Annotated in this window: 13 protein-coding genes; 5 read left to right on the top strand and 8 right to left on the bottom strand. The window is 56.8% G+C overall.

Features of this window, described 5'->3' with window-relative positions; all coding sequences use genetic code 11:
* Positions 1–83: 83 nt before the first annotated feature.
* The 3 genes from Poly21_RS11900 to Poly21_RS11890 are packed head-to-tail and all read left to right on the top strand — an operon-like array spanning position 84 to position 3394.
* Positions 84–1442 (top strand): Gfo/Idh/MocA family protein, encoded by a 1359-nt coding sequence (locus tag Poly21_RS11900; RefSeq protein WP_146407258.1) that lies wholly within the window; start codon positions 84–86, stop codon positions 1440–1442.
* On the top strand, positions 1439–2308 hold the full coding sequence (locus Poly21_RS11895) for a 3'-5' exonuclease (RefSeq protein ID WP_146407257.1): 870 nt from the start codon (positions 1439–1441) through the stop codon (positions 2306–2308). The genes Poly21_RS11900 and Poly21_RS11895 overlap by 4 nt, the downstream gene beginning before the upstream one ends.
* A gap of 36 nt (positions 2309–2344) precedes the next feature.
* Entirely contained in the window at positions 2345–3394 is a 1050-nt protein-coding gene (locus Poly21_RS11890; RefSeq protein ID WP_146407256.1) for a CNNM domain-containing protein, read from the top strand.
* A gap of 236 nt (positions 3395–3630) precedes the next feature.
* Here Poly21_RS11890 and Poly21_RS11885 read toward each other — a convergent pair whose 3' ends face one another.
* The 5 genes from Poly21_RS11885 to Poly21_RS11865 form a co-directional block, all read right to left on the bottom strand.
* Positions 3631–5220 carry an alkaline phosphatase D family protein gene (locus Poly21_RS11885; RefSeq protein WP_146407255.1) on the bottom strand — a complete coding sequence of 530 codons (1590 nt, stop codon included), beginning with the start codon at positions 5218–5220 and terminating at the stop codon, positions 3631–3633.
* Between the two features lie 357 nt (positions 5221–5577).
* Positions 5578–6969, bottom strand: coding sequence for a DUF1552 domain-containing protein (locus Poly21_RS11880; protein WP_302118745.1), 1392 nt, complete (start codon positions 6967–6969; stop codon positions 5578–5580).
* A 115-nt stretch (positions 6970–7084) separates the two neighbouring features.
* Entirely contained in the window at positions 7085–9025 is a 1941-nt protein-coding gene (locus tag Poly21_RS11875) for a DUF1588 domain-containing protein (protein WP_302118744.1), read from the bottom strand.
* 331 nt (positions 9026–9356) lie between these two features.
* Complete coding sequence (locus tag Poly21_RS11870) at positions 9357–11102, bottom strand: hypothetical protein (RefSeq protein ID WP_146407253.1); 1746 nt, start codon at positions 11100–11102, stop codon at positions 9357–9359.
* A gap of 218 nt (positions 11103–11320) precedes the next feature.
* Entirely contained in the window at positions 11321–12445 is a 1125-nt protein-coding gene (locus Poly21_RS11865; RefSeq protein WP_302118743.1) for a potassium channel protein, read from the bottom strand.
* Between the two features lie 123 nt (positions 12446–12568).
* Between Poly21_RS11865 and larC the strand changes: the two genes are divergently transcribed.
* On the top strand, positions 12569–13768 hold the full coding sequence (gene larC, locus Poly21_RS11860) for a nickel pincer cofactor biosynthesis protein LarC (RefSeq protein ID WP_146407252.1): 1200 nt from the start codon (positions 12569–12571) through the stop codon (positions 13766–13768).
* 107 nt (positions 13769–13875) lie between these two features.
* Here the strand turns inward: larC and Poly21_RS11855 are convergent, their stop codons facing one another.
* Together Poly21_RS11855 and fae are read right to left on the bottom strand one after the other, a co-directional pair.
* The gene (locus Poly21_RS11855) at positions 13876–14772 is read right to left on the bottom strand and encodes an NADP-dependent methylenetetrahydromethanopterin/methylenetetrahydrofolate dehydrogenase (RefSeq protein WP_146407251.1); all 897 of its coding nucleotides are present in this window, start codon (positions 14770–14772) and stop codon (positions 13876–13878) included.
* Positions 14773–14998: 226 nt separating this feature from the next.
* The gene (gene fae, locus Poly21_RS11850; protein ID WP_146407250.1) at positions 14999–15496 is read right to left on the bottom strand and encodes a formaldehyde-activating enzyme; all 498 of its coding nucleotides are present in this window, start codon (positions 15494–15496) and stop codon (positions 14999–15001) included.
* A 6-nt stretch (positions 15497–15502) separates the two neighbouring features.
* On the opposite strand from fae, the gene Poly21_RS11845 reads away from it, so the two are divergent.
* On the top strand, positions 15503–16879 hold the full coding sequence (locus tag Poly21_RS11845) for an ATP-grasp domain-containing protein (protein WP_302118742.1): 1377 nt from the start codon (positions 15503–15505) through the stop codon (positions 16877–16879).
* A 159-nt stretch (positions 16880–17038) separates the two neighbouring features.
* Here Poly21_RS11845 and Poly21_RS11840 read toward each other — a convergent pair whose 3' ends face one another.
* The gene (locus Poly21_RS11840) at positions 17039–17821 is read right to left on the bottom strand and encodes a class I SAM-dependent methyltransferase (protein ID WP_146407248.1); all 783 of its coding nucleotides are present in this window, start codon (positions 17819–17821) and stop codon (positions 17039–17041) included.
* Between the last annotated feature and the right edge of the window lie 155 nt (positions 17822–17976).

Below are 17976 nucleotides of genomic sequence, written 5' to 3'. Positions count from 1 at the left end.
GGAGCGGACGTTTCATTTCGACAACGTTTGCCTCGGCCACTCATCCCGCCTCACGTCCTTCCTTCGCTCAAACGTGTAAGTTTATGACAAATCAACAAAGCAATCCTGATTCGCTGCCAACGAGCTCAAATGAAAATCGCCGTGATTTTCTACGAAACCGAGTAGCGACCTCGGCGATCGCTGCATCGACATTAGCAATTCCAGCTGGCGTGTCCGCCGCTGAAACGAAAAGTAGTACATCGGCCAACGCTGACTCGAGCAATCCAATCCGGATCGCATTGGTTGGATGTGGTGGTCGCGGCACCGGTGCAATCAATGATTCGTTGACTATCAACGACGGTGTCGTGTTGGTGGCGCTGGCTGACCTCGATATTCAGAAGTGCGACCAAACTCGTCGCGGGATGACCAGTCGACATGCCGACAAAGTAAATGTTCCGGATGCCAAAATGTATGCGGGATTGGATGCCTACAAACGCGTGCTCGCTGACCCCGATGTGGACGTCGTCCTGCTGGCAACGCCTCCCGGCTTCCGTCCGTATCACATCTCCGAAGCAGTGGACGCTGGAAAGCACATCTTTGCTGAGAAGCCATCGTGCGTTGATCCCGCCGGCTACCACGTTTGTCTGGACGCTCACGAGCGAGCCGTCGCCAATGGCACCGCGATCGTGACGGGAACTCAGTATCGTCGACAGACCAACTATATCGAGGCCGTGGAGAAAATCCGCGAAGGTGCGATCGGTGATATCGTCAGTGCGACAACCCGCTACTGTTCCAACTCGATCTGGTTTAAGAACCGTAAACCAGGCATGAGCGAACTGGAATATCAACTCTACAACTGGATGCATTTCGTGTGGCTCTCAGGCGATCAAATCGCCGAGCAAGCCGTCCATAACATCGACGCACTCAACTGGGTGATGGGCTCGCCCCCGGAATCCGCATATGGCTCCGGTGGTCAGTTCACCCGCCCTGAAGGCAGTGAAATGTGGGATAGCATGTCAGTCGACTATGTTTATCCTGGCGAACGGGTCGTGTCCTTCATGTGCCGACAGATCCCCGGCACCCAAGGTGACAACGGGAGTGTGATCTACGGAACCGAAGCAAACATGCACATCGCTGCAATGAGTGGCGGATCACGAATCGTCGATCGCAAGGGCAAAGAAGTCTGGTCGGTCGCGGGAAGCATTTCCGATGCCTACAAGCAAGAGCATAAAGACCTGATCGACTCCATTCGCGATGGAAAACCGATTGTCGAACTGAAGCAGACTGCAGACAGTTCCTTGACCGCCGTGCTGGGACGATTGGCTGCCTACACTGGCCAGAAAGTTACCTGGGATTTTGTCACGGATAAATCGACGCTTGATCTCTTCCCGCAGGACATGGCTTCCAATGGTGTGCCACCGTCGCAAGGCTGTGCCATTCCTGGCAAAACGAAACTCGTATGACCCAGACGAATCGTGACGCCGTCGCGCATTTAATTTTCGACGTCGAAAGTATTGCCGATGGAGAGTTGATCGCCGCTGTCCGGTACAGCGGCGAGAAACTGTCCGCTGACGAGGCAATCGCGCGTTACCAGGCCGAACGGTTCGAACAAACTGGATCCACGTTTATCCCGCACACTTTCATGGTCCCGATCTCGGTCGTGATCGCGAAAGTGACGGCGGACTTTCGGCTACTCGACATCAAATCGCTCGACGAGCCGCATTTTCGACCCCATGTGATGACGAAGCATTTCTGGCAGGGCTGGGAAGCCTATCACATGCCGCAATGGGTGACCTTCAATGGGCGTTCGTTTGATATTCCGCTGATGGAGTTGGCTGCGTTTCGATTCGGGCTGTCAATTCCTAAATGGTTCGACGATAGTGGTTACAAGTCTCGCCGGAATCGTTTCAGCACCGCTTCCCACTTGGACCTGCAAGAACTGCTGACCAACTTTTCCGCCGCCCGTTTTAACGGCGGCTTGAATCTCGCCGCCCAAACGCTTGGCAAGCCCGGCAAGATGGGGCTCAGCGGTGACCAGGTTCAATCCTACTATGATCGCGGCGATCTCAAGGCGATCAGCGACTATTGTCGTTGCGATGTCCTCGACACCTATTTCGTTTTCTTACGGAGCATGGTGCTGACGGGCCGCGCCAGCTTGGCTCAAGAAACCGAGCTCGTCGATCAAGCCAAAGAGTGGATTGAAGGCCAAGCCGAGAGCTGCCAAGCCTGTGCGGACTACATGGACCATTGGTCAGAATGGACCAACCCGTGGCGGCCAGATGAGGATGAAGCCCTCGCCTCTGCCACGCACCCGGTCGATCAAGCTTGACTCCATGTGACGCACGCCCCTTTCTGGAAAAGCAGTATGGATTATGTTCTCCTCCTCACCTACCTATCCATTGCGATTGGTTTCTCATTTCTCTGTTCGATCGCCGAAGCCGTTCTGCTTTCGATCACGCCGAGCTACATCGCCGAACGTCGCAAGGACGAGTCACAATCGGCCCAGCGAATCATTTCATTGAAGGAGAATATTGACCGACCCCTCGCAGCGATTTTGAGTCTGAACACGATCGCGCACACCGTTGGAGCGGCGGGAGTGGGTGCGCAAGCAGCGCATATGTTCGGTGACAAGTATGTCGGGGTGATCAGTGCGGTATTGACGCTGTTGATACTGGTGCTCAGCGAAATCATCCCCAAAACGATTGGTGCATTGCACTGGCGACGGCTCGCGGGCGTCGTTGCGGTATTCGTTCGCTGGCTGATCGTGCTGATGTTCCCGCTGGTTTGGCTATCGGAGATTCTGACACGCTGGCTCGCCGGTAACGAAAAACAGACACTGGTCACGCGGGCCGAGATCGAGGCGGTGGCTCAGCTCGGGACGAACGAAGGTCTCCTGAAGGAGAGTGAGTCGCGCATTCTAAAGAATCTGCTGCGACTCGAATCCATCACCGTGGAAGATGTCATGACGCCAGCAACGGTCGTGATTTCGCTGGAGCAATCCAAAACGCTCTCCGACGTGATGGACGAAGTTTCAGCGCTGCCGGTCTCTCGGATCCCGCTTTATCACCAGCGTCGGGACGCAATGACTGGCTTTGTGCTGCGTAGCGATCTCCTGACGGCGATAGCAGCCGGCGATTTAGATCGGGCCCTGGAATCGTTTTCACGCGAAATTCTGTCTGTTCACGAGGATGATAGCCTCACGAGTGTCTTTGATGCACTGCTAGACGCCCGTGCCCACATCGCGATCGTGACCGATCGGTTTGGTGGTGTCGAAGGAATTGTCACGTTGGAGGACGTGCTGGAAACATTGCTCGGGCTCGAAATCGTCGACGAGCAGGACGAGACTGTCGACATGCAGAAGTTGGCCCGCGAGCGATGGAAAGAACGCTTGACGAAGCAGGGAATTCAGTCGTGAATATTGAAAGCATCGATGACCCGTGGCTTCCTTCTCAATGAATCACGTTGAAACTTCTGCGATGCATCTACGGCGAATTGTTTCGAAGTACTTTCCATCCAATCCATTCCCCTATGGCCGCTTTGTCGGCTTGACAGATCAAGAGAATGATCGACCAAGCCTCTGGGTTTCCGAACTGACAAGCTCGGAAACCCAGACCACATCGAGTGAAGCGGTATGGAGGTCGCAGCAGTTGGTTATGCTGTCTGAACCGCAGGGCAGCCACTCTCGACAACAAATGACTCTTGAGCGACGGTTTTACCGCCAGGTTTCAGGACGTCATCAGTAATCATGTAGTCCGCACGCCACGTTTGCGGCGTTACTTGGCAGCGGATGTAACCTCGCTCGGCGTTATGGTATTTCACACACTGGTTGGCTGCGAGCAATTGGTCGAGGTGCTTGAGCTCTTTCGGGCCATTGCCGCCACTGGTCAGTGATGTCGCGACGAACTCCGTCGCGACGAGCGGGTCAGATTCGCGACGGTCGTCGACGCGTAATTCATTCACCCAGGATGTATGAATGTCGCCAGTGAGTACGACCGGATTACTGATTTTCCGTTCGGCTAAAAACTGCATTAGTTGCATTCGTTCGTATGCATATCCCGGCCACTGATCCATCGAGTACTCCGGCGCAGTCGGGTCACCTTTGCGGTCAACCAAGCCCATCATCACCTGTTGAGCCAGCACATTCCATGTCGATTGGGAGCTGATGAGCTGTTGGTACATCCAGTTACGCTGGGTGCTCCCCAGCATGGATTGAGTTTTTGCCAATGCGTCCGCGTTGAGTGTGGATTTTTTATCGCCGTTGGGTTGGTCGCTTCGGTATTGGCGGGTGTCGAGTACCAAGAAGTCAGCGAGTTTTCCGTACTGCGATCGCCGATATAGTTGCATTTCGGCACCGCGCGGCAGACAGCTACGACGCAGTGGCATCATCTCGTAGTAAGCTTGATATGCGTTGGCCCGTCGCACCAAAAAATCAGCCGGGTCGACATACTCCTGTTCGCTGATGGCATCCGCATAGTTGTTGTCAGTCTCGTGATCATCCCACGTCACGATCCAGGGACACAGTGCGTGCATGCCGTGCAGCAATGGGTCTGAACGGTATTGCGCATGGCGAATACGATAGTCCGCGAGTGATTGGATTTCTCTACCTTGGTGGGTACGAACCTTTCCGTTTCGTCCTGCTTCGTATTCGTAAATGTAGTCACCGAGGTGGTACACGAGATCGACATTGTCGCGTGCCATCTGTTCGTAGCCGGTGTACAGGCCCTGCTCGAAATTTTGACAGGACGTGACAGCAAAAGTGAGTTGGTCGGGCAAGACATCGGCGAGCGGGAAGGTTCTCGTCCGGCCGACTGGGCTTGTCGCGTCGCCGGCGTGGAATCGATACCAGTACCAGCGATCCGGCTTCAGCCCGTCGACCTCTACATGCACGGAATGACCCAGTTGGGCAGTAGCAGCGGTCGTGCCTGTAGCGATGACATTTTGAAATGACTCGTCACCTGACAGTTCCCACGTGACTTGGACTGCTTCATTGGGCATCCCCCCATCGGGTTCGAGCGGGTGTGGAGCCAGTCGCGTCCACAGCACCACGCTGGTGGAATCCGGGTCACCCGAGGCAACGCCCATGGTGAACGGGTCACTCGAAAACGTGGGCGAACTGTTCGCCCAGCTGGTGCGACCGAGCAGTGGAACGGAGCTGAGCGTGGTGGCGTAAGCGAGCAGCCAACGACGGGAGATCCCGCCTTCGTAGCGCAGGGATTTGTTGATTTCTTGGCGCGATGACATTTCGATGCGAACCTTTGATAGATGCGTTGCACACATAAGATTTGGGAAGCAACAGCCCTCTGCAAGCGATCTGCAGGAGCCGATCTGCAGAGTTTCTGTTGTGCAGCCGGAAGTCTATCAATTCGAAATCATATTTGGATTTGCTTCACAGAAGATTCACACGCCCATCTCATCGATGCAGATTGCGGAAGCCATTGAGCGAGACACTTGATCTCGAGGCCGCAGTCAGTTGGCTGCGACGTGGAAGCGGCGTAGCACCGACATTCCTACCGGTGCCTAATCTGGAGGGAAACTTGTGCCGTGAATCGACGCCGCTCCCCGGGGCGACACCCGGGGAGGAAACACTGGCATCATTGACTATGCCAGCACACCGGGCAACACTCCGGTGCTGTCGGCGAATTGTTTTGTCGGATGGCCAAATGCGTTGAGCATGGCCAGGTAAAGGTTCGATAGCGGGGTATCGGGGCTGGCGGATAAGTGCTGGCCAGTGGCGATGCGTCCGCCGCCACTTCCGCCCAGCAGAATCGGCAGGTTATGGGGGCTATGGCTATTACCATCTCGGAGACCGGAGCCAAACAAGATCATGGAATTGTCTAGTACCGTTCCTTCGCCCTCTTTCATGCTGCGTAGTTTATTCAGCAGATAGGCGTACTGCTGAACGTGCCAGCGTGTGATGAGCTCGTACTGGGCGAGTTTCTCAGCGGAGTTCTGGTGATGTGACGTATCGTGGTGACCGCCTGATACGCCGTCTAGAAACGCGAAACTGCGGCCGCTGACGGCATTGCCAAACATGAAGGTACAGATCCGTGTGGTATCGGTCTGAAAGGCTAACGCCATCATGTCGAGCATCAATCGCACATGTTCGGGAAACTGATCAGGAGTATCCTGCGGAGGCGCCTCGAGCGAATCAAACGGCACGCGTGGACTCCACGCCATCGCGCCGGTCTGCTTCTGGCGCGAGAGCCGTTTTTCGATACTGCGTACTGACTGCAAATATTCATCCATTCGTCGCCGATCAGCTACACCAAGACTTTGAGAAAGTTCATGGGCGTCATCGATGACCTGGTCCAACAGCAACGCATCACGCCGACTTGAACGGCTGGTGGGTCTCGACGAACGCAGCAAGCGTTCATAGACAAGATGTGGGTTGAGTTCACGGGCAAGGGGTGTGGTGGGACCTTTCCAGGCGATATGAGATCCATACACGCGAGTGTATCCCACGTTGGTATCGACGCCTGTCGTCACGGGGTCGATTCCGAGCTCAAGGGAGGGCAGTGGTGTCAAGTTCTCGGCATGGGCCGCTGCGACTTGATCCATCGATTGACCATTGCAGTTCAGGTCGATGCCAAGCGATTTGTTGATCGTCGTGCAGGTTAGGAATCCCGAAGTTTTGACATAGTGCCCGTCGCCAACATTACTGGCTTGATTCCACAGATTTGAAAGCACCAACAGCTGATCCTGCACGTCGGCGAGCGGCTCAAGCGTGGATGAAAGCTGAAAGTCGCGTCCCGTTCCCTCGGGGGTCCATTTGTCTTGACGAACCCCATTGGGAACGAAGAGTGCGGCCATGCGGATAGGCGATTGGTCGCTGCTCTGAGAGTCTGCGGCTGCGGCTCGCCGTGGCATCATCGCTTCCAGCCAGGGCAGTGCCAGGGCCGCACCGGTTCCCCGCAGCAACGTCCGTCGCGAAAGCGACGCGCGCCGTAGATTTTGCTTATCAAGAAACGTCATGCGAACTTTACTTGCCATCGTTTTTTACCTGAGTGGAAAGACACTTTTGTCGGCTGTGAGTAGGCGAGTCTCTCCGAGACTCCGACGCGATCCACACAAGACTCAGATACGAGTCTCGGAGAGACTCGCCTACTCAGTGAACTAACTGGCCGCTCTTGAATTGGAACGGCACGCTCTTGATGATTTCGAGGACCAAGGTTTGGGCCCGGTAGTCGTCCTCGGCGAGTTTCTGGCTGATGGCTTCGACAACACATTGGTCTTCATTGGTCAACTGTCGAGCCAGCGCATATCCTAGCATCTTGCTGGTTAGGTGCCGAATGAATGCGTCTTTTCGCTGCATTAACTGTTCTTTTAAACCCGCTGCGCCTGCGAAGGTAGTGCCATCGGGCAGCGTGCCCGTACTGTCAATCTCGATGCCATCGACCTCCGTTCGCCATCGCCCCAACACATCGTAGTTTTCCAGTCCAAAACCAAGTGGGTCCATCACCGCATGACACGAGGCGCAGGTCGGATCGGCACGGTGTAATTCCAGGCGTTGACGTAGTGACAGCTTTTCGCCGCTCGGTTCCCCGGCCTCGTCCAAGTCGGGGACGTTGGGTGGTGGTGGAGGCGGTGCCGTACCCAGCAGCGTTTCCATGATCCATTTGCCACGGAGAACCGGGCTGGTCCGGTGAGAAAACGATGAAACCGCAAGCACGGCGCTCATTCCCAATGCACCACCACGATGACTTCCCGCCGGCAGGTCAACACGGCGAGGCTGCTCGCGAAACGTGCCCTCGATTTTATAATGTCGAGCCAAGCGGTTGTTGGCATACGTGAAGTCAGAATCAATCCAGTTCAGCAGCGAGCGATTGTCAGCGAGGAGATCTTCCATGAAGAACACCGGTTCATACTGCATGCCTCCGAGGAGTTCGGAGTCAAGTTTCCCGACCACTGCTTCGTTCGGTTTGAACTCCCGGCCCATGGCCCGGGTCCCCAACCACTGCTCGACGAAACTTTCAGCAAACGCACGAACCTTCGCATCGCGTCGATGACCCCGATCGTCAATGCGACTTTTCACCATCCGTGCGACTTGTTCTGCCAGTACCTCTTCGTCGTGCAATTTGCCTTGACTGGCCAGACGGGTCAATTCTGCATCGGGCATGGAGGCCCATAAGAAATAGGAAAGTCGCGATGCCATTTCGTAGTGTGAAATGAGAATCGGCTCAGGTCCAGTGTGTGGTTGCTCCCACAGAAATAGGAACTTAGGCGAGACCAGGGCCGCTTCAATCGCAAACTGAATTGCTAGCTCGTAGGATTGGTCATCCACGTAGGCCGATTGAAAGAGTTCAACATATTGCTGGATTTCGTCGGACGTCACGGGGCGCCGGAACGCACGGGGCAGGAAATTCTCGAGGACCTTTTCCGCTGCTGCTTGCGGAGTCGTTTCGGCCGAGGGCTGAGCGACCAGGATCGTTTTTCGATCTTGCGGATCGCTCATCGCGTGAGTAAGGGCGGCACGCGCCGCATCCAAGTATTTTTCCGCGTGGATGGGGGAAATGAACAGCGTCTCGGCGGCGTTGTCGAAGCCTTCGCCACCAGCACCATCCTCGGGCAGCCCGTGTCCCGCGTTGAACTGGATCCCCAGCAAATCTCGAATCGTGTTGGCATACTCGGTCCGATTGAGCCGCCGCAGCATCGGTCTGCCCGGCGTGACGCCGTCGTCGCAGACCGCAGCATGAATCGTTCCACGAATCCATTGGACGACCGCATCGCGCAGTTCCATCGGTGGCGTGTCACTATCGATCGGTGGCATTTGCTGCTCAGCAACCCGGTCAGCAATTCGATTCCACTTCTCGATTTCCAAAGGAATCTGTTTCGAGGACTCAAATGAACTGAGATCCAGCCCCCCTTCCCCAGCGTCGCCCTCGTGGCAATCGATGCAGTAGTTTTGAAAAAATTCCACGCCCGCCTCGGGGCTGAAGGCTTCGTGGTCAGCGGCGGACTCCGCGTAGGCTGACAGACACGGCACGAGGCAGATCGCGGTCGCAGCAAGCAAGCAGGAGAGTCGCGGACACAGTAAATGTGCACACATGGCAGACTGGGCGGGGGAGCAGGCGGGGTGAGCTGTTGGCTGGGCAACGGGAGGGACGTGCATTGTACCCGATGATTCGCTGCAGTTCGCCTCCAAATGCAGGACCAAAAAGAGCATTTTTTCCGGCGTCGCCGAGCTGCACATTTCGCAAATGGCTGTCGCTTGACGGAGTATCGGCCCTGCCGTGGGCATTGCGGCATCGATACGCTGATTCAACCCGCGGGACGTTACCGACGTGGTTTGATGAGCTGTGCCGCAGAGATCGGCCGCCCAGTTCGGGCCAATTGTCCCGAGCTAGGCATGACCGATTCGTGGTAGAACCTGCGGCTACTTAGAATCCGCCGGTGTTCTGCTGTTGTAGCTGCTTCGCTTGGGCTTGGCGGACTGCTCCACCGATTGCCCGTAGCAACCCGTCGCCCAACACAACACGGGTTTTCTGGCCATTGGCGACCGGACTACTTGTCGCATGGAGCGTACCGGCATCATCGGCGCGGCTGAGCGCGTCGATCATGGCGGCGATATCGTCATTGGCCTCGACCGACTGAGCGTACTGCAAAATCGGCATCAAGTTCACTTCAACGCTGACCAAGTCAGCACTGGCGGATGAGGCGGGACTTGCCGCAGCGTCGATCATCTCTTTGAGCAGTGGCAGACTCTGGTCACCCAGCGCGACATACACAGCCTTGTCGGCGGTGCCGACATGGACGCGAACCGTATCGCCGAAAATCTTACGGACCTCATCGTCCTTGGCAGGAACTTTAGCGGAGACCAAGTGTAGATTCACGCCATGGTAGGTGTCCCGATCAAATTCGAAGTCAGGTGCATCGCCATGACCTTTTACCTTGCCAGCAATATCTTTGAGAATCGCTGCGGCTTCATTTCCGTCGGAGACGAAACCACCCATGACGAACTTCATCGAACCGGCGTCGGTGAGCAGCAGAGCCCCTGAATCGAGCTTCCCTTCTTTGTAGGATTCCAACACCAAGTCAGCGATGCGGTTGACCACCTCGGTTGCGTCATCCGCTTCGGCTTTGTCCAACTTGTCAGACTTTTGGACCGCTTGAGCGAACATCTTCAGCATACTGTCTACGCCGGCACGTGCCTCCTGCACCGTCTCTGGACTGATCGAGGTGGCAGCGTGGTAGTAGGCTGCTGCGTCATCGCGTACGACCATCGAGTACGCCGATGGAATCGGCTGTTGGCTGGCATACATTTTAGCGAGTTTGGTGCCAGGAAGCGCCGTGAACGAAAGGTCCACGACGATGCGTTTCCCCTTCGAATCAATGTCGATCCCCACCATCAGTTCGTCGGTTTGCTTGATCATCTGCTCAAGTTGATCCATCGAACGCTGCGCGTATTCCCGCGAGGATTCTGCGTCCTCACCGCCTTGGCGGCTAATTGCTTGATCGAATCCCTGACGCAGTTGGGCAATCACGCTGTCGCGAACCGCTTCGGGAAGCTGTTGCATGTCCAAACGCACGCCGAGATCGTAATCCGAACCCAACTGTCCCAAAGCGGCCGAGGGATCCGCTGGGGCGCGGTCGAGTACGTTGCGGTTGCGAGCCAAGACGGCCCAGTTCCCAACTTGACGAATGAAAACGGTGTTGGCGCCGATGGCTAATACGAGAGTGCCGTCGGCGAGTTCGTCGGCGGGGCCGGTTTTATCTTCGTGACGCTTGAGCAATACCTTGACGTCCGAGGTGGGAATGAGCGCGATTGGCTCCGGTGAACCGTCGATCAATGGCACCAGCACGCCCACGGGCTGGTTCGTATCGATACCCTGGGTGAGACTGCCCGCCATCATCGCGAACATGCCGCCGAACTGAGGCTGTCCGATCGCGCCACTGAGGTAATTCAGATCCTGAGTCAATTGATTTACGCTGCCAATCGTCACCACCACGACCGGGTCGGTAGCGGCGGGCACGGCGGACCCCGACTGACCAGCGGGCTGTTTGTCTTGGGCCAAAAGATTGCCCAGCGGTGACAGTGTCATCGCAAAGGTGGACAATGCTACGACCGCAACTGCGGCGGTGCGAGCAAAACGAGAGGGAGTGAAAAGTCGTCTCACGAAAAACATCCTTATCTGTGTTGTACTGACTGAAAGAGGGAATCGAGCGGCTACCGCCGTGCAATTGCCACGCCACGAGTGCCCTGGCTTGTGAACGGTTGACCCATCCAAAGCAGAGGCTCGGACGCGCGTTCATGGCTGAACCACGCCGCTCCATCAACCATTACCCGCACAACCGGCGCATAGTTTCAAGAAAACAAGTCGATTGTTCATTTTCCTGGTAATCTTCACGAATCCTTTGCCGTTGGGTCGGTCTGGGATTGGTCCATCTCAAGGGACGGCGCTGTCGTGGAAGTATCATTCGGGGGGGTGGGTGGCGGGATCTGACGCTCGATTCGCACGATCATCAAGCGGATCATGCGAGATTCACGCTGGGTGGCAACCAATTTTCGGCGTAGTTGAGCCAGTCGCTTTTCGGGCGTCGATTGGAATAAGCGAGCCGACACATCGAGGATCACGAGGGCCCGGAAAGCGCGCAGGACGGTGCCACGCAGCCGGTAGGCACGGGCGAGCTTGGTCAGTTGCGGAATTTTCGCCAGACGCGCCAAACGGGTACCGCGCATGGCTTGCAATGACCGCAAAAATGAGAAAAAAGGCAGCACGATAATGGCCAGATCCACCCAATGGCGGCGCAGATAGTCGAATTTTTTCTCGGCAATCGAGATCATCAGAATAAATTCGGCAGCGAATGCGAACCAAATGACGCCCGTTCCAATATGTAGCAGCACGCGCAGCCAAGCATACTTCGCGACTTGTTCCTTCAGCAAAAACTCCACCACCAACACGGGCACGATCAACAATGCGATACCGATCATGGGCACGCTGAAGGATTGCTCGAGACGTCGCCTCAACCGGCGATCAGCACGCTGCCACGACCACTTTGGTAGCCACAGCCGACCGCCCATTTCCGCGCTCCGCGCGCACATCCGCAGCGACGGACACAGGCAAAACAGCAGCGAATAAGCATGCATTTTGGCAAACCCCCTCGTTTTGGGTCGAATTACCATGTGATAGATCGATTCGACAATCACCAGCGGCCAAATCAAATACATGCACCCGATCGCCGCTCGTTCAATCAAGATTTGAGAGGGCGAGACAGGGCCGAGTACGGCTTGCTGCAGCGACTCGAGCTCTGCCGATTGATCCGTTGGCGTTGCCGCCGCGCTGTCTTGGCGGGCTGAGTTGATGGGGACTTCCTGCTGGAGATCCGCGGAGTCGTCAGTCGAAAAAGCACCGTCGGTGGGCAATTCCTGGGCTGCTGCCACGGTTCGCTCCCGTAGCGCGGGCACATCGACCCACATCACGATCAAAACCGCCTGGCAGACGAGGAACGCGACAGCGAGTCCAAACATGAGCGGAGCGGTCCAGAGGGCGACTCGAATGTGAAGCCAATGGAGACGTTGCGTTTCTTTTCCGGCAAGATTCATGGGGCCGCGGCATTCCGTTGCGGCCGCCGATTTGGTGTACTCTCTCTCATGAAAACCAATTTACATTTTGATTGCCTCAGCGGCATCAGTGGTGATATGACCCTGGCGGCTCTAATCGACATCGGGGTGTCACCGCAACTCATTCGCGACGGCTTGGCATCGCTCAATGTGGCGGATTTGAAACTGCACGTCGATGAGGTCCGGAAATGCGGATTTCGAGCGACATACATCCGCGTCGAGCATCCCGAACAGCACGCTCACCGCCACCTGCATCATATCGAGGATATGATCGCAGCGGCCGGCGGGATTTCGGAATCCGCTAAAACACTCGCGATACAGATTTTTCGCTGCATTGGCGAGGCCGAGGCGAAAGTACATGGCTGCGACCTGAAAAAAGTGCACTTCCACGAAGTCGGCGCCGTCGATTCCATTGCTGACATCGTGGGGGTCTCAATCGCGATTGACTCGCTGCATGTTGACCAAGTCACGTCTTCGCTGATCCCCACCGGCACTGGTTCGATCGTCATCGATCACGGCCGCGTCGCAATCCCCGCGCCGGCGACGGCTGAGATACTCACCGGCATCCCGCTGGCGTTCAGTGAGATTGAATCCGAATTGACCACACCCACCGGTGCCGCGATCATCAAAACGCTTGCCAGCTCGTTCGGACCTCCCTCCGCAATGATCCCAATGCGGGTTGGCTATGGCGCCGGAACTCGCGATCTGCCGGGGCAGGCTAACGTGTTGAGGTTAACCCTGGGCCAAACGCATGCTCGCGAAGCGGGAGCTGAGCATATCGAGACGGATCAGGTTACGCTGCTGGAAACGAATGTCGACGATGCGACCGCTGAACAGTTAGCCGACGTGGCCGAAAGGTTGATCGCCGCGGGTGCCCTGGACGCTTGGCAGACACCATGTGTGATGAAAAAAGGCCGTTTGGCATGCATCATCTCGGTGTTGTGCCATGAAGCGGATGCCCCCGTGATGCAGAATTTGTTGTTCGAGCATACCTCTACGATCGGTGTCCGCCGGCAAGTCCTCGATCGCTCGAAACTCGCCAGAAAAGCGGTTGAAATTACCACCAGCTATGGATTGGCACGGGGCAAGGTCGTCACGCTGCCGAACGGTGCTCAGCGTTTCTCGCTCGAAGACGCTGACGCTCGCCGCTTGGCCAACCTCAGTGGCAAGTCAACTCGCGAGATTCACCAAGACGCGGAACAGAGCTGGCGGGCCGGTTCGGCGATGTGATCGATAGGGCGATGTGATTCATAGGATGGGCCGTCAGTTTCATCCTGTCGGGAGGCGCGTGTCAGCGAAGCATCGCCGCGTGCACAACTGAAGACAATGAGCCGCGATCAGGAGAGTTGTTCCAGGGTCAGTTCGTAGATCTGATCAGCGTCGAGGACGGCGTCATTGGTTTGGAAAAGTTGAGCGATGGCTGCCTTGTGTGTCCGCATTTTCAGCCCGCCCACGCCGATGGGTCCGTAGACGAGTGGCGAGTGTTCGTCGTCCCCTCGCAACCGCTTGGCTTTGTCGAAGGCTTCGATGCCGCCAATGCCCGCCGGTGGCACGGCATTGAGATCAATGGCGACGCGGAGATTTTCCAGTGCGTTCAGCTCGCTGCTGGACAGCAGTTCGACCCCGGCGGCACCACAGGCGACGATCGTATCAGCGCGGCTAAGGACTTGCATTTTGGCCTCCGGCGTTTCGGGCGCGGCCGCTTCCAGGCGCGGTTTTCCCGCCGACGAACTGCCGAGAGTTGATGCGATTTCACGACAGGCCGTTTCCGCGCGATCGAGCGAGCGACTCGCCAGGATTACATGTGCTCCTTGCCGAGCGAGCAGATGGGCGACGCGGCGGCCAACCGGCCCGGTTCCGCCGAGCACAACGCTGGTGGATTCCGCTAGCGAGACATGTTTGGTCAGCGACGCCACCGCGGCGGCAGCGGTGGTATTGCATCCTGACGCGTCGAGCATCACTGAAACTCGGACGGGGCCAAAGAATGCACTTTGCACCGCAGCGAATAGCTCCTCCGCAGCCCGCACATCGTTGCCGCCGATGAAGATCGCCGTATTGGCCAAATCGTCTCCGCCCCGAGTAAACATCGCCCCGTGAACGAGCGACTCGACGCCGGAAGCCTCGACGTTGGGATATCGGAAAAGATGGTCAACACCCGCGTCAACCGCGACGACCGAGTCAAACGAACTTGGATGGGAATCGACGTCCAACTGCAGAAGGATCTTTTTTGACATCAGCGGATCTGCCTGTATAAAAAAACCTCCCTCGAGTTAATCGAGAGAGGTTGAAATCTCAAAGAATGAAACCATCGGTTTGATGGATGGCTAAATGATCTAGTTAGCCGAGACACGTAAACCGGCTAGCCCGGTGCCTCCCAGCACTCGGTTCAGAGTAGCGTGGCGTCTTGCGGCACTTGGTTCGGAGTTGCGGAGGGCCGTTGCCAACTCAATCGACGGGATACTAGAAACCGCGGAAGGGGTGCTTGGCACTGTCCTTCTTGGCCAACATGTCGTCGACACTCGGCTTGCTGCCCATCGCGCTCTTGATCGACTCAAGCGTGGCTTCGTAGTTGTACTTGTAGATCTTTTCGTCGTCTTCGGCGGCGGGGTGAATGAACACGCCGCAAACGCAAACGAGATCTTCAGCGGCATCTTTAGGAATGACGCCTTGGCTAACCGCGTCGGCGACTGCTTGAGCGACAGCGGCCTGAGCAGGGCCGAACATTTGCACGGCTTGCTTCATGCCCTTGATCGTCACCTTGGTGATCATGACGGTGGAAGGCTTGACGGCGACGTTGGGCTCGAGCACGGCCAACAGGTTCGTGTGACCTTCGCTCTGGTTGGCCAGAGCGTTGGCGAAGGCGGTTCCGACAGGACCGTTCTTGCTACCGATCATCAGGTCGATGTGGGCGACTTCGTTACCGTCGCCGACCAGGGCTTCACCAATGTGAAAATGCATGACAGGATGCCTCAAATTAAAAGAGTTTTTTGGGAAACGACCGGTGGGGAACCCGAGGTCCTTGCCCCACACGTGGAATCCCAATCGAACGGTGGGTGGGTCTTGCAGAGCGAAACGGTAACAAACCCGGCAGGCCTCGCCAACCAGGTCTCGCCAACCGCCCCCCGAAACGATGATTTGCCCAGCATTTTACTGGTTGGAGCTTCGGTCCGGTGGGCGGCCCAGTCTGCTGCCGCAGGCGGCTACCGCGTGCTCGGGATGGACTTGTTTGGGGATCTTGACGCTCGCGCTGCCTGCACTCGATTCCAACGAATCACTTCCGCCGAACAGGACGATCCACGCCAGCTCAGTGATTCCGTGGCTCGGTTCGCGACGCAGGAAGGGGCCACGGTCGTCTGGGGGGGTGGGCTCAGGACGGCGCAGTCCAACTCCTGTGAGCAAAATGCTCTCACCCATGACGAGCTCGCCGTCCTCGCTAGGAACGCAGGATTTCGGGTACCCGAGACCATTGCGGCGACGGATCGACGCCGCCGGCGCGAAACTGGCCGCTGGCTCGTCAAAGAGGTGGCGTCGACCGGTGGGCTGGGGATTCAGTTCCAATACCCTGCGTCCAATCGGAAAATACCGGACAATGCGTTCCTACAGCGTTGGATCCCCGGTCGACCGGTGGGGCTGGTAGCGCTAGCGGAAGATCGAGGAGTATCGCTCCTGGGCGTGACGCGTTCGATGTACCACCGCTGCGGTCGCTTGCCCTTCGTCTATGCCGGATCCCGTACTCTTCGTCCCACAAACGTCGTTCCATGGTCAGCCATGCAATTGATCTGCGAACAGGCGGCAGAGCGTCGTGGACTTCGAGGGCTGTTCAATCTCGACTGGATCCAAGACCGGCAAAACCAATGGTGGTTGCTCGAAATCAATGAGCGGCCCAGCGCCTCTTGCGAAGTGCTCGAACGAGCGCGGCAGCACAACCGACAAGGCCTCGTCACCGATTCGCTCATGCAATGGCATCTCTCCGCTGTGTTGGCGCGAGGTGATGGCTCGCGGCCAAGCACAAATGCCGGCGCGATAGCCCCATCTGAACCTTCCTCCACCCATGTCAAACGAATTGTATACAGTCGTGCCACCGGACGAATACATCTGTCGAAGCTCGCCCGCGATTGGCACCGTGCCGCGGAGTATCCGAGCGACTCAGGAATGTCTCCCCGACTGCGGTTAGCCGACGTCCCTGTCGACGGAACTCCGGTGCAACGAGGGCAACCGGTTGCCACATTACTGGTTGATGCGAAAATGGAACATCCAGCTCTGGCAAAGACTCTCCGCCACTGTATCGACCAGATTCAGGCCAGCGTCGAACCGTTAACCGGAAGGCATCGATCGACTTGAGTCGCCGGTTTCGTGCAGCGGGGAGCGGAAATTCCAGGTGCGTCCGGCTATGTTGGACGACACTGGGTTTGGAGAGGAAACGCGCAAGTCCCGCATACCAGGGATCACCGCAGCGAAACTTCTAATGAACCCGTAAAGAGGCATGAGCTGTCCGACCTGTTAGGGCTTCAGCGTGCCGGGCAAGGACAGCAGGTCAAGATGCGGAACGGTCACGTGCAAGCATCCATGCCGATTTTGGTCGTATCGTAATCGCATCCAGCGCTCAATTTGCTCCTCTGGGAGAGTCGACGACGCGCGGCGACAAACCCCGTCGATGAGCGTTTGAATGATCTCGGCATCGCGGGCCTGCAAGCACCAATCGGTGGTGGCGAGAGTGACGTCACAGCCACGAGCAGTGAGTTCCTGCGCTAAAAAGTTCGATGCATTCGCACCGACTGCGGGACCAAATCCGTGGTCGCTAGCCCGGTGCGATTCCAAGCACAACTCGATCGCCACATCGAAGTCATCAGCTGGGGCCCAGATCGGCCCCCCCGCCGCCGTCATGGAAATCAGAATTGGAGATCGAGACCCGCGGTCGGCAAACTGTTGAAGCCAATCCATGGACGTGATATCCAAAAAGGCTGACGCCGTGATTGCGATCTTCTCGTGGATTGGAATCCATCCAAACTCTTTAGCCAGATCACCTTCCAGCAATTGGATCCGTTCCCTCGGGAGCCGGTTTCTAGCTATCCCCAGGAGTTCACGATCACGGTCGATCCCCAGCCATTGTGCTGTCGAGTGATCGAAGTTCGACAAATAACGGAAATTCGCCCCGGTGCCGCTGCCGAGATCAACAATCAGGCTAGCCTCCTTCGCAGACTTCATGAAAGGCCGAGCGAGCCCGGCACTGCGGAATCGACTGTCAATCGATTCTCGAATTGACAGCCAGTCGTTCGTCGACATCACGTCCCCTATTGGTCAGTATTGCGTTCAAGCGAATTCACCATTCGCCAAATCAGTGGTCGTGTTTGAAATTCGCCAGCGTCAAGATGCACCGGCAATTTTAAGAGTGCAGGAGCCGCGTCTTATGATCATTGTCGAGAGGTTCTGTCGTTCAC

Origin of the sequence: Allorhodopirellula heiligendammensis (assembly GCF_007860105.1) — a bacterium.
In the GTDB taxonomy this organism is placed as follows: domain Bacteria; phylum Planctomycetota; class Planctomycetia; order Pirellulales; family Pirellulaceae; genus Rhodopirellula; species Rhodopirellula heiligendammensis.
Note: the sequence above shows the minus strand (reverse complement) of the source record. Positions and strands in the feature narration are given on the sequence as shown.